We start from the raw sequence: 25449 nt of genomic DNA on the forward strand, positions 1-25449 counted from the left end.
CCCAATCCCCACTCCCCAATCCCGGCTCAAGAGGACACTGACATGGCACATTTCGAACTGATTGAAAAAATGGCTCCCAACGCGGTCATCAAGGTCGTTGGCGTCGGCGGCGGTGGCGGCAATGCCGTCGCGCACATGGTCAACACCAATGTCGATGGCGTGGAATTCATCACCGCCAACACCGACTCGCAGGCGATCAAGAACTGCGGCGCCAAGTTGCAGCTGCAGCTCGGCACCAACGTCACCAAGGGCCTGGGCGCAGGCGCCAATCCGGAAGTCGGCCGTCAGGCCGCGCTGGAAGATCGCGAGCGCATCATGGACGCGCTGCAGGGTGCGGACATGGTCTTCATCACCGCCGGCATGGGCGGCGGTACCGGCACCGGTGCCGCGCCGGTGGTGGCGCAGCTGGCCAAGGAAATGGGCATCCTGACCGTGGCCGTGGTCACCAAGCCGTTCCCGTTCGAAGGCCGTCGCCGCATGCAGGTGGCGCTGAAGGGCATCGAAGAGTTGAGCCAGCATTGCGATTCGCTGATCACCATCCCCAATGAAAAGCTGATCACCGTGCTGGGCCGCAACGCCACCATGATCCAGGCATTCCGTGCGGCCAACGACGTGCTCCAGGGTGCCGTGCAGGGCATCGCCGACCTGATCGTGCGTCCGGGCCTGATCAACGTCGACTTCGCCGACGTGCGCACCGTGATGTCGGAAATGGGTCTGGCCATGATGGGCACCGGCTCGGCACGTGGCGATGACCGCGCGCAGGCCGCCGCCGAAGCCGCCATCCAGAACCCGCTGCTGGACGATGTGAACCTGGCCGGTGCCAACGGCATCCTGGTCAACATCACCGCCGGCCCGGATTTCACCATGTCCGAGTTCGACGAGATCGGCCGCACCATCGAAGCGTTCGCTTCCGAAGATGCGACCGTGGTCGTGGGCACCGTGCTCGACCCGGACATGCAGGACGAAGTGCGCGTGACCGTGGTCGCCACCGGCCTGAACCGTGCGGTTGCACGTCAGACCCAGCGTCCGGACCAGCGCGCCCCGATCAAGCTGGTGCGCAACGCCACCACCGGCCAGCCGGAGTTCGGCGACTTCGACGCCTCCAGCGGCGATGCAGTGTCCAAAGCCGTCGGCGGCAGCATGGGTCTGGGCCTGCGTCGCCCGAGCAGCGATTCGGTCGGCAGCAGCCACAGCACCGGCAATTCCGCACCGCCGGCCGCAGACCTGCCCAACGATTACCTGGACATTCCGGCGTTCCTGCGCCGCCAGGCCGACTGAGGGGCGCCGGCGGCGCCGCCACGGCGGCGTCGCCCGTCCCACCCGGGGGTTGCCTCGGGCTGTAATGCCATGTCCTTTCTGCCGGATCGGTGACGGTCCGGCAGCTTTTGCACTGGCGTGACCGCAGGATTACAGCGCTCGTCACGCGCAACTTGTTAAAATTCGGATAATCTCAACGGATTAGACAGCCGGTTCAGCGTCTGTCTGCATTGTTCCCCCAGACTTCGCATATGACCCAGCAACGCACCCTCAAGAACACCATTCGCGCCACCGGCGTCGGCCTCCACAGCGGCGACAAGGTCTATATGACGCTGCGACCGGCCCCGGTCGACCATGGCGTGGTGTTCCGACGTGTGGACCTGGAGCCGGTGGTCGAAGTGCCTGCCGATGCGGAGCTGGTCACCGAGACCACGCTGTGTACCGGTCTGACCTGCAACGGCGCCAAGATCCAGACCGTCGAGCACCTGATGTCGGCGCTGGCCGGGCTGGGCGTGGACAATGTCATCGTCGAACTGTCGTCGGCCGAGTTGCCGATCATGGATGGCTCGTCCGGCCCGTTCGTGTTCCTGCTGCAGTCGGCAGGCATCGTCGAGCAGGACAAGCCCAAGCGTTTCATCCGCATCAAACAGCCGGTGGAAGTGCGCGAGGGCGACAAGGTCGCGCGCTTCGAGCCGTATGACGGCTACAAGCTGGGCTTCACCATCGAATTCAACCACCCGATGATCCCGGCCAAGCAGTCGCGCCAGGAAATCGAGTTCTCCACCTCGGCGTACGTCAAGGAAATCTCGCGCGCGCGCACCTTCGGCTTCATGCGCGACCTGGAATACATGCGCGAGCGCAATCTGGGCCTGGGCGGTTCGATGGACAACGCCATCGTGCTGGACGAGTTTCGCGTGCTCAACGAGGACGGCCTGCGCTACACCAACGAATTCGTCCGCCACAAGATCCTGGACGCCATTGGCGACCTGTATCTGGCCGGCGGCGCCATCCTGGGTGCCTACGAAGGCTTCAAGTCCGGCCACGCGCTCAACAACAAGCTGGTGCGCGCCCTGCTGGCGGATCAGGCTGCCTGGGAATGGGTGAGCTACCCGCAAGGGTCCCAGCAGCCGCCGGTCACCTACGCCAGCCCTGTCTACGCCTGAAGGCACTGATCGAACCCTCCGCAGCGGGCGACGGGCGCGGCCAAGGCCCAGCGTTGCAGCGCCCGGCATCCGCTGGTCGTGTCACGCGTGCCATCTGCCCCGGCGCAGCCGAGCATTCGGCAGCGTTTGTGTCAGGGAATGCCGCAATCGGCATTCAAAGTGTGAACTCCGTTAGATTTTGGGCCGGTTCTTAACTTTTATTTAAGGCTTCTCTAACTCCTGCGGCCTCCACGCCCGCTAGGATGCGTCGGGTCGTGCGTGTCTTCGCAATCTTTTCACGCACAGGCGGTCGCTTCGAGAGGGCGGCCAGGACGTCACCGCTTGGTCGGTAAGACGTCCTGCAAGGACGCCAGCGCTTCGCGCAGACCTTTGTGCGTGGCTTCGGATACCGGCCGTGGACGGTCGCGGTTCTGCTGTGTTGGGGAATGCAGCGGAGTGCTTGCTGTCTTGACGGTCACTGCGGTGGCCTTCAATCCGAGGGATCGGGCGGCATCAAGGAGTTGGGTCTCGGCAAGCCGCACCTTGGCATGCCAGATCGGTGAATCAACCAGAAAAACGAGCTGTTCGCCTCGGACATTGGCCAACCGGCAACGGGTGGTCAGATGGGGCGGTAACAGGGGACGCAACTGCCGGTCCAGCGCATCGAGCCACAAGGCCCGGCGCAACGGGTCGCCAGCCTTTTCCCCCAGCGCGGCCTCGATGGCCGGTTGTGGTGTGGAGGGGTTGCGTGCGTTGGACTTGGGCTTGGACATGACACTCATATGGCGTTGAAAAAAGTTGTAATCAAATCCCGTCAGACACGGGCAGAACGATTGACCCGGCAGATCCAGGGCTTTGCCGCAGATCGGCCGATGGTCGTCCTTGGCGCGGTACTTGGCCTGGGCATGCTGATGGGCGTCGGCGCCAGTACCGCGACCGGCATGGTGACCAATTCCGCGCTTCAGGCCAAGGTCGCGCAGCAGCAGGTCGAGCTGGCCCAGGCGCAGCGCGCCTCGCAGGCGCAGGTCAACGCGCTGGCGGCCCGCATGGGCGAGCTGCAGGCGCAGGCCACCCGCCTCAATGCGCTGGGTGAGCGGTTGACCGAAATGGGCAAGCTGAAGGACGGGGAGTTCGACTTCGACGAGCCGGTCGGCGTCGGTGGCGGCGACGAGCCGGTCAGCGACATGCCGGTGAAAGAGCTCACCGAGACGTTGGGCCAGGTCGAACAGCAGTTTTCCGCCTCCGGGCAGCAACTGAACGTGCTGGCCTCGCTGATGTTCGATCATCAGCTCGAGCAGAACGCGGTGCCGTCGCGGATGCCGATTCGCAACACCTACATCACCTCCGGCTTTGGCGGCCGCGCCGATCCTTTCGATGGCGGCTCGGCCTTCCACAAGGGTGTGGATTTCCATGCCAACGTGGGCGACCCGGTGATGTCGGTCGCCGACGGCGTGGTCAGCTATGCCGGCGTGCGCGGCGGCTACGGCAATGTGGTCGAGGTGGACCACGGCAACGGCTACGTGACCCGCTATGCGCACAACTCGCGGCTGGTGGTGAAGGTGGGCGACCTGGTCCGTGCCGGCCAGCAGGTGGCCAGGGCCGGTTCCAGCGGCCGGTCCACCGGGGCACACGTGCATTTCGAGGTCTGGGCGGACGGGCGCGTGGTCAATCCGCGCAAGTTCCTGGGCGACACCAACACGCCGGTGGGGCGCCGAGGGCGCGGTTGACGAAGGCATGGCAGGCTCCCGCGGAGCTGCTTGATTCGTGAAGGCTCGCCCCAAGCTACAATAGGGTGTTGCCATGACAGGGCGCAGTGCGCCCTGTTTCGTTTACGGCGGTCGGGTCTTGGGGACCGGCGTCGGTCAAACCGTTCCTTTTCAACCGGTTTCTTCAATGATCAACAGTCTGCTTACCCGTGTCTTTGGCAGTCGTAACGAACGCCAGCTGCGCCAGCTCAACCGCCTCGTCACCCAGATCAATGCGCTGGAGCCGACGATCGAGAAGCTCTCCGACGCCGAGCTGCAAGCCAAGACCCCGGAGTTCAAGCAGCGGCTTGCCGCCGGCGAGTCCCTGGACAAGATCCTGGCCGAAGCCTTTGCGGTGTGCCGCGAGGCCAGCCGCCGCGTGCTGGGCATGCGCCATTACGATGTGCAGCTGATCGGCGGCATGGTGCTGCACCTGGGCAAGATCGCCGAGATGCGCACCGGCGAAGGCAAGACTCTGGTGGCGACCCTGCCGGTGTACCTCAACGCGCTGCAGGGCGAGGGCGTGCATGTGGTCACGGTCAACGACTACCTGGCGCGTCGCGACTCCGCGCAGATGGGCAAGTTGTACAACTGGCTGGGCCTGAGCGTGGGCGTGGTGTACCCGGGCATGCCGCATAGCGACAAGCACGCCGCCTACGCTGCCGACATCACCTACGGCACCAACAACGAGTTCGGCTTCGACTATCTGCGCGACAACATGGCGCTGTCGCGGGCCGACCGTTACCAGCGCAACCTGCATTACGCCATCGTCGACGAAGTCGACTCGATCCTGATCGACGAAGCGCGCACCCCGCTGATCATTTCCGGCCCGGCCGACGAGTCGCCGGAGCTGTACATCCGCGTCAACCGCATCGTGCCGCAGCTGACCAAGCAGGAAAGCGAGGAAGGCGAGGGCGATTACTGGATCGACGAGAAGGGCAAGCAGGTGCATCTGTCTGAGGCGGGCATGGGTCACGCCGAAGAACTGCTGATGCAGGCCGGCATCCTGGAAAATGCCGAAGACGGCCTGTATGCCGCGCAGAACCTGAGCGTGGTGCACCACCTCAACGCCGCGCTGCGTGCGCATGCGATCTATCAGCGCGATGTGGACTACATCGTGCGCGATGGCGAAGTGGTCATCGTCGACGAATTTACCGGCCGCACGCTGTCCGGGCGGCGCTGGTCCGACGGCCTGCACCAGGCGGTCGAGGCCAAGGAAGGCGTGCCGGTCCAGCGCGAGAACCAGACGCTGGCCAGCATCACCTTCCAGAACCTGTTCCGCATGTACAAGAAGCTGTCCGGCATGACGGGTACGGCCGATACCGAAGCCTACGAATTCCAGAGCATCTACGGGCTGGAAGTGGTGGTGATCCCGACCAACCGCCCGACCGTGCGAAAGGATCATCCGGACCAGGTGTTCCTCAACCGCAAGGGCAAGTTCAATGCGGTGCTGGCCGATATCGAAGACTGCGCCAAGCGCGGCCAGCCGGTGCTGGTGGGTACCACCTCGATCGAAACCTCGGAGATGCTCTCCGAGCATCTGCGCAAGGCGGGCGTGAAGCACGAAGTGCTCAACGCCAAGCAGCACGAGCGCGAAGCCACCATCGTGGCCAACGCCGGCCAGCCGGGCGCGGTGACCATTGCCACCAACATGGCCGGTCGCGGTACCGACATCGTGCTGGGTGGGTCGCTCGAGTCCGAATACCACGCACTCGGCGAGGAGGCGACCGAAGAAGCGCGCTTCCAAGTCAAGACCGAATGGCAGCGTCGGCACGACGCGGTCAAGGCGGCCGGCGGCCTGCACATCATCGGGACCGAGCGCCACGAATCGCGCCGTATCGACAACCAGCTGCGCGGCCGTGCCGGTCGTCAGGGCGACCCGGGGTCGTCGCGCTTCTATCTGTCGCTGGAAGACAACCTGATGCGCATCTTCGCCTCGGACTGGGTGCAGAAGGCGATGCGCATGATGGGCATGAAGGAAGACGACGTCATCGAAGATCGCCTAGTCAGCCGGCAGATCGAAAAGGCGCAGCGCAAGGTGGAAGCGCACAACTTCGACATCCGCAAGAACCTGCTGGATTTCGACGACGTCAACAACGACCAGCGCAAGGTGATCTACGCCCAGCGCGACGAGTTGCTGGATGCCGAATCGGTCAAGGACAACGTCGACGGCATCCGCGGCGATGTGATCTACGACCTGGTCGCACGCTTCGTGCCGCCCAACTCGGTGGACGAACAGTGGGACCTGCAGGGCCTGGAAGCCACGCTGGAATCGGAACTGGGCATGCCGCTTGCGTTGCGCGAAATGGCACGCACCCAGGAAGAACTGGACGCCGAACAGATTGCCGCCAAGGTGCAGGCAGCGGTGGACGCGCACTTTGCCGAGAAGGAAGCGGCCGTGGGCAACGACACCATGCGCGCATTGGAAAAGCACGTGATGCTGACCGTGCTCGACCAGGGCTGGAAGGAGCATCTGGCCAAGATGGATTACCTGCGCCAGGGCATCTACCTGCGTGGTTACGCGCAGAAGCAGCCCAAGCAGGAATACAAGAAGGAAGCCTTCGAGCTGTTCTCCGAAATGCTGGAGAACGTCAAGCGCGAGGTAATCAACCTGCTGGCGCGCGTGCGCATCCGCAGCGAAGACGAAGTGGCCGAACTGGAAGAGCAGGAGCGTCGCCAGGCTGAAGCCCGCCTGATGGCTTCGCAGTTCCAGCACCAGGATGCCGGCGGCTATGGTGCCGACGAAGAAGTGGAACAGATGCAGGGCGCCAACGCCCCGGTACCGGTCTCGCAGGTCACCCGCGACGAACCCAAGGTCGGCCGCAACGACCCGTGCCCCTGCGGCAGCGGCAAGAAGTACAAGCACTGCCACGGTCAGCTCAGCTGAGCTGAGTTGACCGTGGAGCAGCCCGCTTTGCGGGCTGCTCACCCGCTATCCGCAACGCGGGTAGCGGGCTCACGGTGTTGCTTCCGATCCCCTGCGCCTTCGGCGCGCCCCCCTTACCAACCTGATTAGCGCTGTGTCTCAGCTGGGCGTACGTAGTTGCCGCTCTGTGCGCCTTCCCGCGCTGGCGAAGGCGCTGGCGAGACGCGGCACCATGGCGGCCAGGTCGAAGCGGCGATTGAACCGGTAGGCATGCGCATGCAGGTAGCGCGCGCCGTATTTCGCGAAGTTCACCGCATGGTGGGTGCCGCTAAGGGCGGTTTTGAGATTGCCCAGGATCGTGTTGATCCAACGCAGACGAGGCTGCTGGGCGCCCTTGCGGCCGCCTCCGGTCACGATGGCATCGTGGGTCAGGCCTGCCCAGACCACGCCGGTGAAGGCGGTCAGCCCGTCACTGACCACATGGGTGCCCGGTGCCAGTGCCTGCTGGGCCCAGGTGTGCACGACGCTTCTTCGGAAGCTGGAGACCACATCCAGACGCAGGTAATGCGGGCGCCCGTGCTGCAAGGAAACCGCTGCGATAAACGGCACTTTGTTGCGCCACTGCGGTTCTCCGGGACCACCGGCGCGTTCCCCGCCCAGATAGGCATCATCGATCTGGACCTCCCCCTCAAGCCGGCGTGACTGCTCGCGATCGGCCATCGCCGCCATCACTTTGTGCTTGATCCGCCATGCAGTGCGATAACAGACGCCCAGCTGCCGAGCCAGTTCCAGCGCAGCAATTCCGTTCTTGGCTTGGCTCACCAGATAGATGGCCAGCCACCACACCTGCAAGGGAAGCTTGGTGTCTGCCATCGGCGTGCCGGCGGTCAAGCTGGTCTGTACCCGGCAGCGCGTACATTGCCACAGCTGCTGGCGGCCTCGTTCAAACCGACTGGCATGCGTGTACCCGCACTGCGGACACACGAAGCCATTGGGCCATCTGGCTTGCATCAACGCCTCGACACATTGCGCCTGCGAGCCATAGCGGCTCAGAAAAGCTGGAATCGAAAGCCCCTTCTGGAACTGGATCCGATTGAACGTCATCGTCGTATCTCACTGAAGATCCTGCAGTTCTAAACCCAGGCTGCATCACCAGCTGAGACACAGCGCTAATCAGGCCTTACCAAGGGGGGCTCTGCTTACGGGGAGTTGGTGGGGCTCTTGAGAAGTGGAAATTGTTTGAAAAGTGAGCGGTGAATGTTGGAGGCTGGGCGCAAGGTCCTGCTTCCCGATCCTGCGTGCGTTGGGCCGACTTCCTGGTAACAGTGTTGCTGGTTGAGTCGGTCGGCATTCGGTGGGATACCACGGCATCAACGCCAGAACCGCGCGTTCAAGACGCCTACTCTGGTGAGCGTGAGCTGCAGCTACGCAGTCGTAAATCGCTTGATGCGTTACCTGTGCCGCCGTGCGTCACGCTGCTGCGTCTGTGCGATTGCGGGGCGTATGCTCATTGCCCGTCCTGCGTGGAGTGCGGTCATGTCGCAGCTGTCCAGCCAGCAACTGAAGGTCTTCGTGCCTGCGCGCGATTACGCGGTGTCGCAGCGGTTCTATCGCGGGCTCGGATTCGTGCAGGAAGACGAGGTCGGCAATGTGACCTGCTTTCGGCATGGCGCGCAGTGCGCGTTCTTGCTGCAGGATTTTTACGTGCGCGAGTTGGCGGAGAACCTGATGCTGCATCTGTGGGTGGACGATGCCGACGCCTGGTGGCAGCACGTGCACGACATCGGCCTGGATGCGCAGTTCAGTGTGAGCTTCAGCGCTCCAGAAGACCGGCCCTGGGGCGCGCGATTTCACCTTGCACGATCCCAGCGGCGTGCTGTGGCGAATCGGGCAGCCTTTGTGAAGCCGGGATTGGGGATTCGTGATTGGGGATTTGTAACAGCTGGTGCAATACAGGCGTTAGCCAATCCCGCATCACGCATCCCAGCCCTCAAGCGATTGCGCCGAGTGGCCCACTCGCGGCACTCTTGCGCCATGCCCGATTCCCTTCGATCCATTCACGTCGTTGCCGGCGTGATCACCGACCCCCGCGGTCGGATCCTGTTGACCCGCCGCACTGAAACCCGCGACATGCCGGGGCTGTGGGAGTTCCCTGGTGGCAAGCGCGAACCTGGCGAAACCTCCGAGCAGGCGCTGGTGCGTGAGCTCAACGAAGAGCTGGGCATCGAGGCGCAGGTAGGCGAGTGGGTCATGGAGGTGCCGCAGCTGTATCCGGACAAGCGGCTGCGTCTGGAGGTGCGCCACATCACTGCCTGGAAAGGCAGCCCGCGCGGACGCGAGGGCCAGGCGATGACCTGGGTGGCGGCCGACAAGCTTGCCCGCTATTCGATGCCGCCGGCCGACGTGCCGGTGGTGGGCGTGCTGCGTCAGCCCGACCATTATCTGATCACCCCCGAACCCGATGACGCTGCGTTATGGCTGGAAGGTTTGGAGCGCGCCTTGCAAAGCGGACTCACGCGCATCCAGTTGCGCGCACGGCAGGCCGAGCCCGCGCGCTGGAGGGCCTTGCTGCAACAGGCGATGGGCTTGCGTGGTCGTGCACGCGCGCAGCTGCTGCTCAACCGCGACATCGCGCTGGCCGGGGAGCTCGGCATCGGCGTGCATCTGGGCTCGGAGCAACTTGCCACCTTGCAGGAGCGTCCGTTGCCAGCCGAACAGGTCGTCGCCGCGTCGTGCCATGGCCTGGAGGATCTGCGTCACGCGCAACGGCTCGGCTGTGATTTTGCGGTGCTGGGGCCGGTGCAGGCGACGGCGTCGCATCCAGGCGCGACGCCGTTGGGATGGGACGGATTTGAACGCTTGCGCGAGCAGGTCGCGCTGCCGATCTACGCACTCGGCGGGATGCAGGCCGACGACCTGCGCGAAGCGCGTTCCCACGGCGCACAAGGTATTGCGGCGATTCGCGCGCTGTGGCCGCAGTGACTGCGTCGTCAGCAACCTTGGTGGTGTTCGGCGGATTGCCGGGCGTCGGCAAGAGTTCCATTGCTCAGGCCCTGCTGACGCAATGCACTGCGTTTTATTTGCGTATCGATACGATCGAGCAGGCACTGCGCGAAAGTGGTGCACTTGCCAACGACGTCGGAGCAGCCGGCTACATGACCGCGTACGCGCTTGCCGCGGCCAATCTGCAGCCGGGTCACGTGGTGGTCGCCGATTGCGTGAACCCCTTGCCGGTTACCCGTGATGCGTGGCGTGATGTAGCACGCCGCACACGCAGCCGCCTGCTGGAAATCGAAGTAGTGTGCAGCGATCGCAAGATGCATCGGCAGCGCGTGGAATCGCGTCGGAGCGACGTGGTCGGACTGCGCGTGCCGGATTGGTCCTCCGTACTCGCGCATGAATACGCGGTGTGGACCGAGCTGCATTGGATGATCGACAGCGCCGGGCCGAACCCGCAGCAGGCGGCTGCACAGATCATGGACCGGCTTGCCGCGTAGCCTGCAGGCGTCACCTCCCGAGGCATGGGGTCCAACGGACTCCCGGAGCCGATACGCTCCACCGACGCAGGCACTTCGCCCATGCAATCCGCTGGCGTCCTTCAAGGGCGCGCTGCGCTAGAACGTCACCCAGAAGCAGTTGTACTGCCGGCGGAGCCGCAACACGCTGCGCGCCGGAGTGCCGCTGGCTAGGTTCTGTTCCAGGCGCAATCCCCATGGGCGGGGACGCGTGGGTGCCGGCAAGGGCGCATCGATTGCGCTGCCGTCCAGCGAGGGTGTTGTTGCGGTGTTGTCTACGTCCCAGGTGGGCGGGTCGCTTTGCGGATACATCGGCACGATGTCCAGCAAGGGGCGTTGCACGATGGCCTCCAGCCGGCTCAGCACCTGGTTGGCCGCCGCGTCGGATTGCCCGCTCCACAAGTACAGGCTGGACAATCGATTGACGTCGCGGCTGTCTACGGCGGTTTGCAGCAACGTCACCAGCTCGCTCAGCCGCCGGGGGCAGCCATAGCGATGCAGCCCGGTGTTGCCCGGCGCGCGCGGGGCAGGTGGCGCGCGCGTAGCGGCGCCCACATCTTCGCAGCGGCGGTCGGTGAACATGGTCTGCCCATCCGGCGTCACGCAGCGACGGATCTCCTGTGCCTGCACGCCGGTAGCGGCAGACAGGCCAAGCAGCAGCAACAGCATGGGCAGGATGCGGGGCATCCGCGCAGCGTAGCCGGCCACGTGTGAGCTGGCGACAAACACCAGGATTCATGGCCTTCCGGGTCTGGTGCTGCCGGCCACGCCTACGTGGTGGACTTGATGTCAGCCCCCGATGCGGCAGGCCTGCCGGTTACCGACTTGTGCCGTGCGCCGCAAGTGCGAGCCGGCGGCGAGGGTAACGCACGTGCGGCGCATTGCCCGTGGCCAGGTGCGCTGCTGCGCTCAGCGACCGAGCAGCTGCAGCACCTGGGTGGTCGGCTTGGCCAGGTTGAGCGTGTAGAAGTGCAGCGCCGGCGCGCCGCCGGCGATCAGGCGCTGGCACAACGTGGCCACCACTTCCGCACCGAAGGCACGCACCGCGTCGGCATCGTCGCCATAGGACTGCATCTTCTTGCCGATCCAGCGCGGAATCTCCGCGCCGCACTGCTCGGAAAAGCGCCGCAATTGCGAAAAATTGGAGATCGGCATGATGCCGGGAATGATCGGGATCGCCACGCCCATGCGCTGTACCGCATCGCGGAAATGGAAGTAGGCATCGGCGTTGTAGAAATACTGGGTGATGGCCGCATCCGCGCCGGCATCCACCTTGGCCTTGAAATAGCGCAGATCGCTCAGCGCATCGGCCGCCTGCGGATGGGTTTCCGGATAGGCGCCCACTTCGATCCGGAAGGCATCGCCGTGCTCGGCGCGGATGAAGGCGATCAGGTCCGAGGCGTAGCGCAGGTCGCCGGGATGGCCCATGCCCGAGGGCAGGTCGCCGCGCAGCGCCACGATGCGGGTGCAGCCGATGGCGCGATACAACTTGAGCAGTTCGCGAATCTCCTGGCGGCTGCCGCCGACGCAGGACAGGTGTGGCGCCGCTTCGAACCCGTGCTTCTGCTTGAGGTGGCGCACCGTCTCGGAGGTGTAGCTGAGCGTGGAGCCGCCGGCACCGAAGGTGCACGAGACATATTCCGGCGCGTAGCCTTTCAACCTGGCCGCGGTGCGGTCCAGCTGCGCGCGCTGGTCGTCGGTCTTGGGCGGATAGAACTCGAAACTGAGATGCGTCATCGCGGCGGCTTCTGCGGATCGTGCCGGCATACTATCGCTTCATCGCGATGAATGCATATCTGGTGGCGGATGATGCTGCGCAGGCGCGCGATGCAAGGTGCGCGGCATCTGCGCCACACGTTGACGTCTGCCTGCCTACACTGGGCGCCCCTCAACGGAGCGCCTGCATGAGCGACACCACGATGACCGCCATCGCCATCCGCGATGGCAAGGGCGACGCCGATGCGCTGTACGCCACCGAGCAACCGCTCCCGCGTGCGGCACCGGGGCAGGTGCTGATCCGCGTGCATGCCGCCGGCATCAATCGCCCCGATCTGCTGCAACGCGCCGGCCACTATCCGCCGCCGCCGGGAGCGCCGGAAACGCTGGGCCTGGAAGTTGCCGGCGAGATCGTGGAGCCCGCCGGTCGCTGGAAGGTCGGCGACCGTGTCTGCGCCTTGCTGGGCGGCGGCGGGTACGCGCAATACGCCGCGGTCGATGCGCGTCATGTGCTGCCGATTCCTGCAGGCATGGATCTGGTGCAGGCGGCCGCGCTGCCGGAGACCATCTTCACCGCCTACACCAACCTGTTCGAACATGGCCAGCTGGCAGCCGGCCAATGGCTGCTGCTGCATGGGGCGACGTCCGGAATCGGCGTCACCGCCATCCAGATGGCCAAGGCTGCCGGTGCGCACGTGCTGGCCACCGCACGCTCGGCAGCCAAGGCGGCGCAGGCGCGCGAGCTGGGCGCCGATATCGCCATCGACTCCACCCGTGAGTCGTTCGTCGACGTGGCTAAGGCGCACGCCGGAGTGGATGTGGCGCTCGACATGGTGGGTGCAGCCGTCTTTGTGCAGACGCTGGACGCGCTCAACCCGCGCGGACGCATCGTCTATATCGCCTCGCAGGCCGGGTCCACCATCGAGGTGCCGATCCCGCAGCTAATGCGCAAGCAGGCCATCCTGACCGGCTCGACCCTGCGCCCGCGCAATGCCGATGAAAAGGCGCGGCTCGCAGCAGAGGTCGAACGCGTGGTGTGGCCCTGGATCGAACAGGGCAAGATCCGCGTGCTGATCGACAAGCGGTTCCCGCTCAGCGAGGCCGCCGCCGCGCACCGCTATCTGGAGCAGGGCAGCCACCTGGGCAAGGTAGTGCTGGAAATGTGAGCGCACGCGGTCAGCAGCCTGGCGATGCGACCGTAGGCCAGGCTGCTGATGCTCATGCAACGACGCGGCGCCGGGCGGTTTATCGCGTGCCTGCTCGCACCGCTTCCAGATGGTGGCCGTCGGGGTCGATGACAAAGGCGGCGTAGTAGCTGCTGCCGTAATCCGGCCGCAGACCGGGTGCACCGTTGCAACGGCCGCCGTGTTGCAGCGCTGCCCGGTGAAAGGCATCCACCGCTGCTGCATCGATCGCGGCGAAGGCCAGGTGGAAGCCGTCTCCTGGCGCGCAGTGCGTGGCCGGCCGTTGCTTCAATGCCAGGCTGTCTTCGCCGCCGGGTCTGCCGTAGCCCACGGCCTGGTCGAGCGTGCCCGGCTCCAGATCGGACCACACCCGCACATGGCCCAGCGCCCCCAGAACGGCGTCGTAAAACACGACAGATGCCTCGATTGCGCGAACGCCCAGCGAAACGTGGTGCAACATCGGAGCGGCCTTCGTGACGACGGCACATCGGCGTGCCGGCGGCGATGCTGGGCTGCATCGACGGTGAGGTCAATCGCAGGACAGGACCATGCCGCTGGCTGGCGCGGGAATGCCGGCGCTTGCAGATCGCCATCGCCGGGATGGCAAGCACGCCGGCATCGCCGGCTGGGGCAGGTATAGCAAAACAAGCAGGAGCGATGTCTCGCGGTGGGCTGCGCGCTGACCGTACACTGCATCGCGCTGGCGGACGCGGCCCACGGCTGCGCTGCCCCATGGTGCGCGATCAGTCGATCGTGTCGCCGCTCTCCTTATCAGTACGAAGGTTTCGATGAAGCATCCAGACGCATTGCGCATTGCCCTGGTGGGGATCGGCAAGATCGCCCGCGATCAACACGTGCCGACCATTGCCGCGCGCCCCGATGTGCAGTTGGTGGCCACGGTAAGCCGGCATGGCACGGTCGACGGCGTACCGGCGTATCAAACCCTGGATGAGGCGTTTGCCGCGCATCCGGAGTTGGAAGCGGTCGCGTTGTGCACGCCGCCGGTTGGGCGACATGCGTTAGCGCAAGCGGCGTTGACGGCTGGCCGGCATGTCTTCCTGGAAAAGCCGCCGGCGGCCACGCTCGCCGAGATCAACGATCTGCGCACTGTGGCGCAGCATGCGCAGCGCAGCCTGTTCACCAGCTGGCATTCGCGCTGCGCGGCCGGCGTGGAGCCTGCGCGTGCGTGGCTGGCCGACAAGCAGATCGTGCGGACGCACATCACCTGGAAGGAAGACATCCGCCACTGGCACCCCGGGCAGGACTGGATTCTTGAACCCGGCGGCATGGGCGTGTTCGATCCCGGCATCAACGCCTTGTCCATCGTCACGCATCTGCTGCCGCGCCCCTTCGCCCTGCGCGAGGCCGAGCTGCACACGCCGGAAAACCGCCAGGCACCGCTGTCTGCCCGGCTCGCCTTCGTCGATACCGCCGGCGTGCCGGTAACGGCGGAATTCGATTTCCTGCAGACCGGTCATCAGCGCTGGGACATCGAGGTGGAAACCACGCAGGGGCTGCTCGTGCTCAGCGAAGGCGGCGCCAAGCTGAGCATCGACGGGCAGCCGCAGGCAGTGCCGGCATCCAGTGAATACGATGGGCTGTACCGGCGTTTTGTGCAGCTGGTGCGCGCGGGCGACTCGGACGTGGATGTCGCACCGTTCGTGCATGTGGCCGATGCGTTCCTGCTCGGTGCACGCAAGGTCACCGCGCCGTTCGCCTGGTAACTGCAGGCCGCAGCGATCCGCAACGATGCCGATGGCTGCCTTCATTGAACATGGCGCTCATCGTGATGGCCGCCCCGGGCGCGGTGATCGCCGCGCCTGAGGCGGGCCGCGTCATCGGCTGTCCAGTGCGACGTCGCCTGGTGTGCCGGGCGGCGAAGCCGCCGTCGTGGCGCGCGCAGGGTGCTGCTGCAACGCAGGCTTGATCTGCGCGCGGAAGCGCCGCACGACCCAGGTTTCATCCAGGAGCGCGAAGGCGAAGAAGCTCAGCAGCGTGCCGGCCACCAGGGTGGGCGCATGCGCGAAGGTGCCTGGCAGCAATAGGCTCAGCCACAGGAAGATGTTGGGCGATGTCTGCAGCAGATGGATATCGGAGCGGATGGCCGCGCCGATGCGCTTGCCGGTGACGCGCTGATGCACGTACAGGGACGCCGCGCTGCCCAGCCGGCATGTCAGCAGCAGCGCAAACGGCAACAGCAGTGCGCCCCAGGCCCGCCAGCCGCCATGCGCCAATGCATCCGTCAACGCGGGGCCACCGGCGCGTAGCGCGACCAGCAAGGCCATCGGCACCATCGTCAGTGAGCCGACCCAGCCCCAGTTGGTTGCCAGCTTGCCCGCAGCGATCGGACGCGCACGCCGCCAGCCCTGTGCCAGCAGGCAGGGCAGGGCGAGCGCAAGCAGCAGCACCACGAAATACCGCTCCAGTGCATGCGCATTGCCCAGGACCTCGCGGTGATCCAGGAACAGCAGCAACAGCACCACCGGCAACAGCATCGACAGCACCAGGGTATAGCGCGCGGCAAAGAAATAGTCGCCGCCGCGCGCCAGCGAAAAGGTCGGCACCGAGAGCGCCGGTGGCACGATCAGCAACAGGCCCAGGACGTGCATCCACGCGTTGTCGAACTGGGTAAGCAGCACCATCGCAATCAGTGCGCGCGCCACACTGATCACGCTGAGCGCGACGTTCTCCGGGCCGCGGGTCAGTCGCATCGCGTCAGGTTCGATACGCACCGACAGGAAAAACGCATTGGCGGCCAGCAGCGCCACGATGGCGGCGGAGCTGATGCCATGCGGGAGCGACACGCCCAGGCACGACAGCGCAAAGCCGGCCACTGCGGCAATCAGCATCCATTGCAGTAAATGGATTTCGGTCTGCTCGCCCAGGTAGTTCATGCGCGATGAACTGCGTGCGGTCATGTGTTTGAGTTCGTCCCACGACAGCGGCCGCGAGTTGGGAAGCCGGAAGTCGATGTAGTCGGCAGGCGGCAGGCCGGAGGCGATCAGGGCGAACACCTCGACGATGTATTTGTGCGCCACCACCAGCACCTGCTTGCCCTGGCGGTCCAGCGGCGCCAGCACGGTGTCGTAGTACTGCTTGCAACGCGCGTACATGTCCATCCAGTGCTCGCCGTCGGGTGGCGCGCCTTGCGCGTCATGGAAGCAGGCGTCGTAGAGCCGGTGGCCGATCGACTTCTTGATCAGGGTCTTGTTCTTGCCGGCGAAGATGCCGAAATCGCGTTCCACCAATGCCGCGCTGGAGATGACCTGCGGCGTCCCGGGCACACCGTCGAGAATGATCGCCGCGGTCGCCTGTGCGCGCTCCAGCGTCGAGACGTGGACCTGGTCGAACTGCAGTCCACGGCGCCTGACCTCCTCGGCCGCCTGCCGCGCCTGGCGACGTCCCAGCGAGGTCAATGGCGAGTTCTGCGCGCCGGCAAAATAGTTCTGTTCGTTGGCGAGCGACTCGCCGTGACGCACGAAGTACAAGGGCATCGGCTTGCTCCGGTTCTGCTCCTCGGGTGCGGGATCGCGTGCGTTGCCACGGTGGCGCGCTCGCGTCGCGGTCGGCCGTCTGCATGCCGGGTGGGCAGATGAATCGGCATGCATCGGGCTGCGAGGTAGGTCCACCCGGTAGCAGGTTTTGTTGCGTTCGAAGACCTGGTCTTTTCGATCAATTCATGTTGCAGCGAAGTTCGTATCGATCGTGACCTGGCGCATGTCTGACCAGACCGCTCATCGCATGACCAAGCGGAGCAAGCGCAGGCTGCAGAATGAAAAACGCCTCCGCGCGCGCAAGGCGGCGGAGGCGATGTTTGCTTGCAATGGCCTGATGCACGCAACGATGTCCAGGTCTGCTTTACATAACCTGGGCACGTTGCGGGAGCGCGCGCTGTGCGCGGTCTGCGGCTTGGTTCAGCGGCGCCACATCCGCGCGCCCCGCGCCGGCAGCGTGAACGTGTAGGAGCCGCTGGAGATACGGACCACGCTGCCCGAGCCCAGGGCATCCACGTAGTCGGCATTCCAGTACAGCACGCTGTTGTTCATGCCCACCGTGGTGTTGACCGGGTTGCCGCACTTGTTGATGCCCACGATGCCGAGGCTGCCGCGGCGGAACAGGATGTGGCAGGCGCTGGACGACAGCACCTGCATGTCGGTGCCCTGTACGCCGTTGTGAAAGCCGATCATGCGACGCAGGTCATCGCGCTGATACGCGTTGACCCAGCGGTTGTCGCCACTTTCGTTGTTGTCGGTGTACACCATCGGCATGCCGCCATTGCGTCCGATCAGATAGGCATAGGCCAGGGTTTCGTCCACCGGGTCGAGAATGGCGTAGCGGAAGCCGGCGTTGTTGGGGATGTCGTGGGTGATGGCAAAGGTGACCGCACGGTTGCCCGGCAACGCCTGCCCCGACGCAGCAGGGTCCACCAGCTGCTGCATGCTGGCGCCAATGGCGAACGCATTGCGCACCGCATTGAACAACGGGAAGTCGTAGGCCGCATGCGGTGTGGATTGCAGATACGGCGCCAGGAACTGGTCGTAATCGCCGTTGCCGCTGCCGCCGCCGGTGATGACCTCGCCAAACACGTACACGCCCGAGCGAATGCCTGCATCGAACACGCGGTTGAGATGATCGAAGGTCATGTGCTTGGCTGCATCCACGCGGAAGCCACTCACCCCCAGGCCCTTGAGTGCCTGCAGATAGGCACGCTGCTGCTGCACCACCCAATCGTTGCCGACCAGGTCCGGCAGGCCCGGATCGCTGCCGCCGCCGCAGATGCGGTAATTGCGCACCTGGTAGGCATCGTTGTAATTGCTGATGCATTGCGCCGGGCCGAAGTCGCTGGCGCTCAAAAAATTGGACTGCAAGGTGCCGAACAGGCGCAGCGAATCGTAGCGGCCGGGATTGGCGGCGTACTGCGACAACACCGCGCTGCCGGGGTAGTTCAGATCCGGACGCGTGGCCGCTTCGTTGGCCATGTGGTTGAGCACCACGTCGGCATAGGTTTGCACACCGTTGTTGGCCAATGCCTGCACCATGCGCGAAAACGCCGCGGTGTCGCCGAGCGGCCCGTCGATCACGCGCAGATCCTGCGGCTGGTAGCGCGCCCACCAGGCACTGCCTTGCGAACGGTAGGCGGGTGCTACCAGCACCTTGCGATAGCCCGCATCGGCGATCTGCTTGGCGCGTGCTTCGACGGTGGCATACGGCCAGTTGAAGGCGTGCAGGATCACATCGGCCTGCACATTTGCAGTGGTCAGCAGCAGAACCAGTGCCGTCAGCAACAGGCGGGTGCATCGCTGCGTGAGCGAAGGCGGAGAAGGAGCAATGAGGGTGTGCATCGAATGGATCTCCAGTCGGTAGGAGCAAGCATCCGCGCAGCTGGCGATGCCCACATTCAAGGCCTCCGGCCCCTGTTCCGGAAAGCGCGCGCACGGCGTGCAGCGCGCGGTGATGCTAAGCGCGCATCGCGCCGCAACATCGGTGTTGTGCATACGTATTCAATGCGGTGAACCGCCGAATTGCGTGCAGGGTTCGGCGGCAACGGGGTGCCGGGTCGCAGAATTGCCAGCCCTCCGCGGTTGCCCTGGTACGCGGGGCGCGGCGCCTGCTTCAGCGACGAATGCATCTGCTGTAGCAGATCACCGGCCGGGTGACCGTCTCGGCCAGCGCAGGTGTCGCCAGGCCCGGCGCCATCATCATCGGGGATGCAGGTCGTACGCGGGCCACGAGCGGGCATGTTTGCTGCAGGACTGCAGGTGCGGTCCGTGACCCTCCCTGCGCAGTGATGGTCAGTTGCCCAAGGGCGTGCATCGGTGAGTGGTGCCGTGAGCAGGCGATGCGGCATGACGTTGGGGCACGGCTTGTCTCCGGTAGCGGCAATGCCGTGGTGCGGCCGATGCTTTCATCCGGCGCAGCGGCCGGCTGGCGTGCTGGCCGGGAGGGGGTGGCAGGGGCTGCGACGGGAGCCCGCCGCCTGCCGCGCTAAACTGGCGGCCAATTCACTGCCGACGTCTCCCATGCGCAATCCACTGCAAGAACAGCTGCTCAAGGCCGGGCTGGTCAAAAAAGCCCAGGTGGACAAGGTCGCGCGCGAGCAGGTCAAGCAGCGCCATGCCAAGGGTGGCGCAGTGGCGCCGGCGCAGACCGACAAGGTGGATGCCGCACGGCTTCAGGCCGAGCGTGCCGAGCGCGATCGCACACTGGCCGAAGAGCGCAATGCGCAGCTGCGCAAACAGGAAGTGCTGGCCCAGGTGCGCCAGATCGTGGAGACCAGCAAGGTCAAGCGCGAGGGCGAGATCGACTATCGCTTCAACGATGGCAGCGTCATCCGCAGCGTGCTGGTCAATCCCGCCTTGCGCACCCAGCTTGCCAGTGGCGCCCTGGTGATCGTGCGACATGGCGAAGGCTTCGAGCTGATTCCGCGTGCGGCCGCCGAGAAGGTCTACAGCCGCGATGCGGCAACCGTGGTGCTGGATCACGGCCGCAATGGCAGCTCGCCGGCGCCGGACAGCGACGATGACTATTACAGCCAGTTCAAGGTGCCGGACGATCTGATCTGGTGACGCCGCAGCGGGCGTTGACGCGGCCCGTCGCTCGACGCGCGCAACCGTGAGCCCGCTTCAACGGCAGCGACGCATGCGGTGCATCGCGGCCCGTTTGCCAGCGCCGGCCTGCGCGTGAGAACCGCATTCAAGGGTTACCCTTGACGGCCTTGCCGCTGCCCGCACTGCCATGTCCATCGTTCTGACCGCGTTTGCCCGTCCCCGTCTGTTTCCGCGCGATGGCCGTCGCAATGCCATCCAGGACTGCACGCCCGAGCAGTTCATCCAGCATCTCAATGACGCCCCACCGTTGCGCGTGATCGAAGGCTACGCGCCGTTCTGCCAGCTGCACGTACACCGCAACTGGACCAGCACGCGCTGCCTGACGGTGCCGATCACCGCAGACAACCGGCACCTGCTGCGCTCGGGCTACGAAGCGCGCAACACGCAGGAACTTCCCGTTCTGGTGCGTTGGTTCGAAGGCGTGGAGTCGCCGGTTGCGCAGTACATGGTGCCGATCCTGTACAGCCGCGAACAGCTGGCCAAGGAAGGCGCGCCGATCGATGCGGACTGGGGTGTGGTCGGCTGTCTGTACACCGCCGAGCCCGAAGACATCCCGATGGCGCCGATTACCATGTTGCGCAATGCATTGGGCGTGGATGAGGGCGGCTCCGGCGTGCCGCTGGACCGCGCGGCCTACCGGCGCAGCGTGGCGTTCTGGGAGGCCAATGCAAACTGGCGGCCGTGAGCCTGATCATGATCGCGCCGCTGCGTTTCAAGCATCGCGTGCGTAGCCCGTCTCGCGTTGCGCGCGGTGACCGATCACGACACACCGTGTCGGTCACATCCACGTAGCGATATGACGCAACATGCCCGTGCGAACCGCAGCCCATGACCGGTTCGCGCTTGTCTCCATGCACTGTGCGGCCGATCAACGGATTACCTGCCAGCACGTCGAACGCGCTGGCGATCTTCTCGGCTCTCTCTTCTGCATGCTCGACCTCGCACCAGGCGCTGCTCGGCCTCCCTCGGTGCATGATCTACCGGTAGCACCGTTCGAGGCGCGGTCAGGCGCTGGGCACGTAAAAAAACGGGCGCCTCGCGGCGCCCGTTCATGCATAGCGATGGTTTGCCAAAGACTCAGTAGCGGTAATGATCCGGCTTGAACGGGCCTTCCACCGGCACGCCGAGATAATCGGCCTGGTCCTTGGTCAGAGTGGTCAGCTTCACGCCGATCTTTTCCAGGTGCAGGCGGGCCACTTCCTCATCCAGGTGCTTGGGCAGGATGTAGACCTTCTTCTCGTAGCTGTCGCGCTTTTCCCACAGGTCGATCTGGGCCAGGGTCTGGTTGGCGAACGAGTTGGACATCACGAAGCTCGGGTGGCCGGTGGCGCAACCCAGGTTGACCAGGCGGCCGTCGGCCAGCAGGAAGATCGCGTTGCCGTTGGGGAACACGTACTTGTCCACCTGCGGCTTGATGTTGATCTTCTCCACGCCCTTGAGTGCATTCAGCGCATCGACCTGGATCTCGTTGTCGAAGTGGCCGATGTTGCACACGATGGCCTGGTCCTTCATGGCCTGCAGGTGCTCGACGGTGATGATGTCCTTGTTGCCGGTGGTGGTGACATAGATGTCGCCACGGCCCAGGGTGGATTCGATGGTGTTGACCTCGAAGCCTTCCATCGACGCCTGCAGCGCGCAGATCGGGTCGATTTCGGTGACCACCACGCGGGCGCCATAGGCGCGCAGCGAGGCGGCGCTGCCCTTGCCCACGTCACCGTAGCCGCAGACCACGGCGACCTTGCCGGCCAGCATCACGTCCATCGCGCGCTTGAGGCCATCGGCCAGCGACTCGCGGCAGCCGTACAAGTTGTCGAACTTGCTCTTGGTGACCGAGTCGTTGACGTTGATGGCCGGGATCAGCAGCTTGCCGGCTTCGGCGATCTGGTACAGGCGGTGCACGCCGGTGGTGGTCTCTTCGGAGACGCCCTTCCAGTCCTTGACCACGCGGCCCCAGTAGCCCGGGCGCTCGACAGCCACACGCTTGAGCAGCGCCTTGATCACGCTCTCTTCGTGCGAAGACGCCGGCTCGTCGACCCAGGTGCTGCCGTTTTCGAGCTCATAGCCCTTGTGGATCAGCAGGGTGACGTCGCCGCCGTCGTCCACGACCAGCTCCGGGCCGGTGAGGGTGCCGTCGGGCAGGGTGAAGGTCAGCGCATCCAGGGTGCAGTCCCAGTACTCTTCCAGCGTCTCGCCCTTCCAGGCGAACACGGGGGTGCCGGTGGCGGCGATCGCCGCGGCGGCATGGTCCTGGGTGGAGAAGATGTTGCACGAGGCCCAGCGCACGTTGGCGCCGATGTCCTTGAGCGTTTCGATCAGCACCGCAGTCTGGATGGTCATATGCAGCGAGCCGGTGATGCGCACATCCTTCAGCGGCTTGGTCTGCGCATGCTTGCGGCGGATCGACATCAGGCCCGGCATTTCGTGCTCGGCGATGTCCAGCTCCTTGCGGCCCCAATCGGCCAGGGAGATGTCGGCAATCTTGTAATCGGCGTGCGGGGTAATCTTTGTGACAGCGTTCATGCAATGGCTCCGGTAGGCAAACGAATGTCTGCAATTCCGGGCGCCGTTGAACGGTAACTGCTGGTCGAGCCTGGCCGTAGTTGCCTGCACTTTTCGTGCAGTGAAGCGGATCAGTCCGCCCTACCGGTCGCAGCGCCCCTCGACGAGAGCGCCGATTATATCGGCAGCACCCCCCTCCGGCATGAATTGGCCGGTTTGAAGTGGCATGACCCCCAACCAACGGCAGGGGAGCGGCCGACAGGCGGCTGCTATGGTCGCAGGTCGATCATCACCGGGGACGGGCAATGCAGGAGAAACCGCATGCGCAAGGCTGGCGGCAGCACACATGGGCGCTGGCAGGGGCGCTGGCATTGAGCGCGCCGGTGTTGGCGATGGCGGCCGGCCCGGCGCCCGGCGCGACAGTGACGCAGCCGGGCGCTGCGGCAGGCAGCGCCTACCAGCTGCCGTCCAAGGCGCTGCAGGCGGTGGTGGACGCACCGCGCGCACCGTTGCTGCAGCTCTCGCCCAAACGCGACCTGGCCGCGATGCTGCAGTTGCCGGCACTGCCGGACATCGCCGAGGTGGCCCAGCCCGAGTTGAAGCTGGCCGGCCTGCGCATCCACCCGAAGACCTTTGCCGCCAGCCGGTTCTCCTTTGCCAGCAAGTTGTGGCTGTTGTCGGTGGCCGATGGTGGTGAGCGGCAGATCGCCGGACTGCCGTCGCCGCTGTCGCTGGCCACGTCGAGCTGGTCGCCGGATCAGCGCTATCTGGCGTTCCGCCGCGAGGACGCGAGCAGTGGCGCCAACGAACTGTGGCTGGTGGACGTGGCCGCCGGGCAGGCGCGGCGTCTGGTGACCGGCCTGAATACCACCGTCGATGACGAACTGCGCTGGCTGCCCGATGGCAGCGCGCTGCTGCTGCAACAACAGGTGGCCGGGCAGGGCGCGCCGCCGACCCGCGATGCGACACCGGCCGGCCCGGCGATCCAGCAGACCAGCGCCGCTGCCGGGGTGCGCTCGCTGCCGACCTATCAGGACCTGTTGCGCAACGAGGCCGATGCGCGCGTGTTCGAGTACTACGCCACCGGCCAGCCGATCATCGTCACGCTGAGCGGGCAGGTCCGCCCGATCGCCGCGCCCGGCATCCATCTCAACCTGTCGGTGTCGCCGGATGGCCGTTACGTCCTGAGCGAACGCGCTGAGCGGCCGTTTTCGTATCTGGTGCCGGCGGACAATTTCCCGCGCCGCATCGAGGTGCTGGACCTGCAGGGCAAGCTGGTGCGCCAGATCGCGCAGCTGCCGTTGGTCGAAGGCCTGCCGACCGGCAACGATGCGGTGCCCACCGGCGTGCGCGACATCGCCTGGCGGCACGACGCACCGGCCACCTTGGTGTGGGCCGAAGCGCAGGACGGCGGCGACCCGGCACGCGAGAGCACCATCCGCGATGCGGTGCGGATGCAGGCCGCACCGTTCAACCGCGCACCGGTGACGCTGGCACAGCTGGGTAGCCGGTTCGACGGCATTCAATGGGGCCGCGGCGACCTGGCGATCGTGAGCGAGAGCTGGTGGAAGACCCGCCGCACCAAGCAGTGGCGCATCGCACCGGATCAACCGCAGCGCGCGCCCGAACTGCTGTGGGACCGCTCCTCGCAGGACCGCTACAAGGACCCGGGCACGCCGGCGACGGTAGCCGATGGCAAGGGCCGCGCCTTGCTGCAGACCAGTGCAGACGGCAACAGCCTGTTCCTGCTCGGCAAGGGCGCCTCGCCGGAAGGCGACCGCCCGTTCGTGGACCGGTTCGATCTGCGCAGCAAGCAGGCCACGCGCCTGTTCCACTCGCAGGCGCCGACCTATTCCGCACCACTGGCATTGCTGGACGCACAGGCCACCCGATTGCTGCTCAGCCGCGAATCGCCGGAGGAGCCGGCCAACTATGTCGTGCAGACGCTTGGGGATGGCGCAACCGCACCGCGTGCATTGACACACTTCGCGCACCCGTTGCCGCAGCTGCGCGGTGTGCAGAAGGAGCAGATCCGCTACAAGCGCGCCGATGGCGTGGACCTCACCGCCACGCTGTTGCTGCCGCCCGGCTATGACCCCAAGCGCGACGGCCCGCGGCCGCTGCTGATGTGGGCCTACCCGGGCGAATTCAAAAGCGCCGACACCGCTAGCCAGGTCACCGACTCGCCGTACCGCTTCAACGCCATCAGCTACTGGGGGCCGCAGGCATTTTTGGCGATCGGCTATGTGGTGCTCAACAACCCGACCATGCCGATCGTGGGCGAAGGCGATGCCGAACCCAACGACACCTATGTGCCACAGCTCATCGCCGATGCGCAGGCCGCCGTGGACGAAGTGGTCCGGCGCGGGGTCACCGACCGGCAGCACATCGCCATCGGCGGGCATTCCTATGGTGCGTTCATGACCGCCAACCTGCTTGCGCACACGCGCCTGTTCAAGGCCGGCATCGCGCGCAGCGGCGCCTACAACCGCACGCTCACCCCGTTCGGCTTCCAGGCCGAAGAGCGCAACTACTGGCAGGCGCAACCGGTGTACCAGGCGATGTCGCCGTTCAACTATGCCGACAAGATCAAGGACCCGCTGCTGCTGATCCACGGCCAGGACGACAACAACACCGGCACCTTCCCGATCCAGAGCGAGCGCATGTTCGCCGCGATCAAGGGCCTCGGCGGCACCGCGCGGCTGGTGATGCTGCCCAACGAATCGCATGCCTACCGCGCACGGCAATCGATCATGCAGATGCTGGCCGAGAGCGAGCAGTGGTTGAAGACCAATGTCGGCGAGCCGGTGAAGGAGACTGGCGCTACGCGCACGCGTTGATCGGTGGTGCGCCGGCACCGGTGCGCTGACACCGGTAGGAGCGCGCTTGCGCGCGATGCGGCGTTACCGATGAAGCT

General features: G+C 65.4%; 20 protein-coding genes, 1 pseudogene and 1 riboswitch. Of the genes and pseudogenes, 13 read left to right on the forward strand and 8 right to left on the reverse strand.

Annotation, left to right across the window (positions count from 1 at the left end; translation table 11 throughout):
• Positions 1-42: 42 nt before the first annotated feature.
• Together ftsZ and lpxC are read left to right on the forward strand one after the other, a co-directional pair.
• Positions 43-1278, forward strand: a complete 1236-nt coding sequence (gene ftsZ, locus RZV17_RS04155) for a cell division protein FtsZ (RefSeq protein WP_039404161.1) — start codon at positions 43-45, stop codon at positions 1276-1278.
• Between the two features lie 230 nt (positions 1279-1508).
• Complete coding sequence (gene lpxC, locus RZV17_RS04160) at positions 1509-2420, forward strand: UDP-3-O-acyl-N-acetylglucosamine deacetylase (protein ID WP_039404158.1); 912 nt, start codon at positions 1509-1511, stop codon at positions 2418-2420.
• Positions 2421-2734: 314 nt separating this feature from the next.
• Here the strand turns inward: lpxC and RZV17_RS04165 are convergent, their stop codons facing one another.
• Positions 2735-3181 (reverse strand): DUF721 domain-containing protein, encoded by a 447-nt coding sequence (locus RZV17_RS04165; RefSeq protein WP_179453719.1) that lies wholly within the window; start codon positions 3179-3181, stop codon positions 2735-2737.
• Here RZV17_RS04165 and RZV17_RS04170 point away from each other — a divergent pair, their 5' ends adjacent.
• The gene (locus RZV17_RS04170; protein WP_104580956.1) at positions 3182-4126 is read left to right on the forward strand and encodes a M23 family metallopeptidase; all 945 of its coding nucleotides are present in this window, start codon (positions 3182-3184) and stop codon (positions 4124-4126) included.
• Between the two features lie 166 nt (positions 4127-4292).
• The gene (gene secA, locus RZV17_RS04175; protein ID WP_179453721.1) at positions 4293-7031 is read left to right on the forward strand and encodes a preprotein translocase subunit SecA; all 2739 of its coding nucleotides are present in this window, start codon (positions 4293-4295) and stop codon (positions 7029-7031) included.
• Between the two features lie 138 nt (positions 7032-7169).
• Here secA and RZV17_RS04180 read toward each other — a convergent pair whose 3' ends face one another.
• Positions 7170-8114, reverse strand: coding sequence for an IS1595 family transposase (locus RZV17_RS04180; RefSeq protein WP_355603622.1), 945 nt, complete (start codon positions 8112-8114; stop codon positions 7170-7172).
• Between the two features lie 432 nt (positions 8115-8546).
• Here RZV17_RS04180 and RZV17_RS04185 point away from each other — a divergent pair.
• The 3 genes and pseudogenes from RZV17_RS04185 (at position 8547) to RZV17_RS04195 (ending at position 10507) form a co-directional block, all read left to right on the forward strand.
• Positions 8547-8913 (forward strand): annotated as a pseudogene (locus tag RZV17_RS04185) (VOC family protein).
• Positions 8914-9044: 131 nt separating this feature from the next.
• The gene (locus RZV17_RS04190) at positions 9045-9992 is read left to right on the forward strand and encodes a Nudix family hydrolase (protein WP_355607468.1); all 948 of its coding nucleotides are present in this window, start codon (positions 9045-9047) and stop codon (positions 9990-9992) included.
• A complete protein-coding gene (locus tag RZV17_RS04195; protein ID WP_355607471.1) occupies positions 9980-10507 on the forward strand; it encodes an AAA family ATPase in 528 nt (175 codons plus the stop codon). Before RZV17_RS04190 ends, RZV17_RS04195 begins: the two co-directional genes overlap by 13 nt.
• A 117-nt stretch (positions 10508-10624) precedes the next feature.
• On the opposite strand, the gene RZV17_RS04200 is transcribed toward RZV17_RS04195, so the two are convergent.
• On the reverse strand, positions 10625-11254 hold the full coding sequence (locus RZV17_RS04200; protein WP_184375871.1) for a hypothetical protein: 630 nt from the start codon (positions 11252-11254) through the stop codon (positions 10625-10627).
• A gap of 180 nt (positions 11255-11434) precedes the next feature.
• Entirely contained in the window at positions 11435-12262 is an 828-nt protein-coding gene (gene metF, locus RZV17_RS04205) for a methylenetetrahydrofolate reductase [NAD(P)H] (protein ID WP_166750273.1), read from the reverse strand.
• Between the two features lie 167 nt (positions 12263-12429).
• Between metF and RZV17_RS04210 the strand changes: the two genes are divergently transcribed.
• Complete coding sequence (locus RZV17_RS04210; protein ID WP_355607476.1) at positions 12430-13407, forward strand: NAD(P)H-quinone oxidoreductase; 978 nt, start codon at positions 12430-12432, stop codon at positions 13405-13407.
• 79 nt (positions 13408-13486) lie between these two features.
• On the opposite strand, the gene RZV17_RS04215 is transcribed toward RZV17_RS04210, so the two are convergent.
• Entirely contained in the window at positions 13487-13885 is a 399-nt protein-coding gene (locus tag RZV17_RS04215; protein ID WP_039404181.1) for a VOC family protein, read from the reverse strand.
• A 328-nt stretch (positions 13886-14213) separates the two neighbouring features.
• On the opposite strand from RZV17_RS04215, the gene RZV17_RS04220 reads away from it, so the two are divergent.
• On the forward strand, positions 14214-15149 hold the full coding sequence (locus tag RZV17_RS04220) for a Gfo/Idh/MocA family protein (RefSeq protein ID WP_104580948.1): 936 nt from the start codon (positions 14214-14216) through the stop codon (positions 15147-15149).
• A 111-nt stretch (positions 15150-15260) separates the two neighbouring features.
• Here the strand turns inward: RZV17_RS04220 and RZV17_RS04225 are convergent, their stop codons facing one another.
• The gene (locus tag RZV17_RS04225; protein ID WP_355607481.1) at positions 15261-16919 is read right to left on the reverse strand and encodes a histidine phosphatase family protein; all 1659 of its coding nucleotides are present in this window, start codon (positions 16917-16919) and stop codon (positions 15261-15263) included.
• 151 nt (positions 16920-17070) lie between these two features.
• Here RZV17_RS04225 and RZV17_RS04230 point away from each other — a divergent pair, with 151 nt between their 5' ends.
• A complete protein-coding gene (locus RZV17_RS04230; RefSeq protein WP_355607484.1) occupies positions 17071-17388 on the forward strand; it encodes a hypothetical protein in 318 nt (105 codons plus the stop codon).
• Here RZV17_RS04230 and RZV17_RS04235 read toward each other — a convergent pair.
• Positions 17340-18710, reverse strand: a complete 1371-nt coding sequence (locus RZV17_RS04235) for an alpha-amylase family protein (RefSeq protein ID WP_047694383.1) — start codon at positions 18708-18710, stop codon at positions 17340-17342. The two genes, RZV17_RS04230 and RZV17_RS04235, sit on opposite strands and share 49 nt — an antisense overlap.
• A gap of 735 nt (positions 18711-19445) precedes the next feature.
• Here RZV17_RS04235 and RZV17_RS04240 point away from each other — a divergent pair.
• Positions 19446-19991 carry a DUF2058 domain-containing protein gene (locus tag RZV17_RS04240; protein WP_355607487.1) on the forward strand — a complete coding sequence of 182 codons (546 nt, stop codon included), beginning with the start codon at positions 19446-19448 and terminating at the stop codon, positions 19989-19991.
• Between the two features lie 169 nt (positions 19992-20160).
• Positions 20161-20718 carry a DUF3228 family protein gene (locus RZV17_RS04245; RefSeq protein ID WP_179453735.1) on the forward strand — a complete coding sequence of 186 codons (558 nt, stop codon included), beginning with the start codon at positions 20161-20163 and terminating at the stop codon, positions 20716-20718.
• Between the two features lie 392 nt (positions 20719-21110).
• On the opposite strand, the gene ahcY is transcribed toward RZV17_RS04245, so the two are convergent.
• Positions 21111-22553: an adenosylhomocysteinase gene (ahcY, locus tag RZV17_RS04250; protein WP_039564728.1), complete on the reverse strand. Its 1443-nt coding sequence runs from the start codon at positions 22551-22553 to the stop codon at positions 21111-21113.
• 31 nt (positions 22554-22584) lie between these two features.
• Positions 22585-22700: riboswitch (S-adenosyl-L-homocysteine riboswitch) on the reverse strand.
• A gap of 137 nt (positions 22701-22837) precedes the next feature.
• On the opposite strand from ahcY, the gene RZV17_RS04255 reads away from it, so the two are divergent.
• Positions 22838-25372 carry a prolyl oligopeptidase family serine peptidase gene (locus RZV17_RS04255; RefSeq protein WP_355607492.1) on the forward strand — a complete coding sequence of 845 codons (2535 nt, stop codon included), beginning with the start codon at positions 22838-22840 and terminating at the stop codon, positions 25370-25372.
• Positions 25373-25449 lie beyond the last annotated feature (77 nt).

The organism is Xanthomonas cannabis, assembly GCF_040616535.1.
Classification (GTDB): Bacteria; Pseudomonadota; Gammaproteobacteria; order Xanthomonadales; family Xanthomonadaceae; genus Xanthomonas; species Xanthomonas cannabis.

Excerpts from the sequence above, each read along its gene's own strand:
- RZV17_RS04225 (WP_355607481.1), bottom strand. The coding sequence starts at position 16,919 with ATGCCCTTGTACTTCGTGCGTCACGGCGAGTCGCTCGCCAACGAACAG.
- RZV17_RS04210 (WP_355607476.1), top strand. The coding sequence starts at position 12,430 with ATGAGCGACACCACGATGACCGCCATCGCCATCCGCGATGGCAAGGGC.
- ahcY (WP_039564728.1), bottom strand. The coding sequence starts at position 22,553 with ATGAACGCTGTCACAAAGATTACCCCGCACGCCGATTACAAGATTGCC.
- metF (WP_166750273.1), bottom strand. The coding sequence starts at position 12,262 with ATGACGCATCTCAGTTTCGAGTTCTATCCGCCCAAGACCGACGACCAG.
- ftsZ (WP_039404161.1), top strand. The coding sequence starts at position 43 with ATGGCACATTTCGAACTGATTGAAAAAATGGCTCCCAACGCGGTCATC.
- RZV17_RS04170 (WP_104580956.1), top strand. The coding sequence starts at position 3,182 with ATGGCGTTGAAAAAAGTTGTAATCAAATCCCGTCAGACACGGGCAGAA.
- RZV17_RS04215 (WP_039404181.1), bottom strand. The coding sequence starts at position 13,885 with ATGTTGCACCACGTTTCGCTGGGCGTTCGCGCAATCGAGGCATCTGTC.
- RZV17_RS04255 (WP_355607492.1), top strand. The coding sequence starts at position 22,838 with ATGCAGGAGAAACCGCATGCGCAAGGCTGGCGGCAGCACACATGGGCG.
- secA (WP_179453721.1), top strand. The coding sequence starts at position 4,293 with ATGATCAACAGTCTGCTTACCCGTGTCTTTGGCAGTCGTAACGAACGC.
- RZV17_RS04240 (WP_355607487.1), top strand. The coding sequence starts at position 19,446 with ATGCGCAATCCACTGCAAGAACAGCTGCTCAAGGCCGGGCTGGTCAAA.
- RZV17_RS04190 (WP_355607468.1), top strand. The coding sequence starts at position 9,045 with ATGCCCGATTCCCTTCGATCCATTCACGTCGTTGCCGGCGTGATCACC.
- RZV17_RS04220 (WP_104580948.1), top strand. The coding sequence starts at position 14,214 with ATGAAGCATCCAGACGCATTGCGCATTGCCCTGGTGGGGATCGGCAAG.
- RZV17_RS04180 (WP_355603622.1), bottom strand. The coding sequence starts at position 8,114 with ATGACGTTCAATCGGATCCAGTTCCAGAAGGGGCTTTCGATTCCAGCT.
- RZV17_RS04245 (WP_179453735.1), top strand. The coding sequence starts at position 20,161 with ATGTCCATCGTTCTGACCGCGTTTGCCCGTCCCCGTCTGTTTCCGCGC.
- RZV17_RS04165 (WP_179453719.1), bottom strand. The coding sequence starts at position 3,181 with ATGAGTGTCATGTCCAAGCCCAAGTCCAACGCACGCAACCCCTCCACA.
- lpxC (WP_039404158.1), top strand. The coding sequence starts at position 1,509 with ATGACCCAGCAACGCACCCTCAAGAACACCATTCGCGCCACCGGCGTC.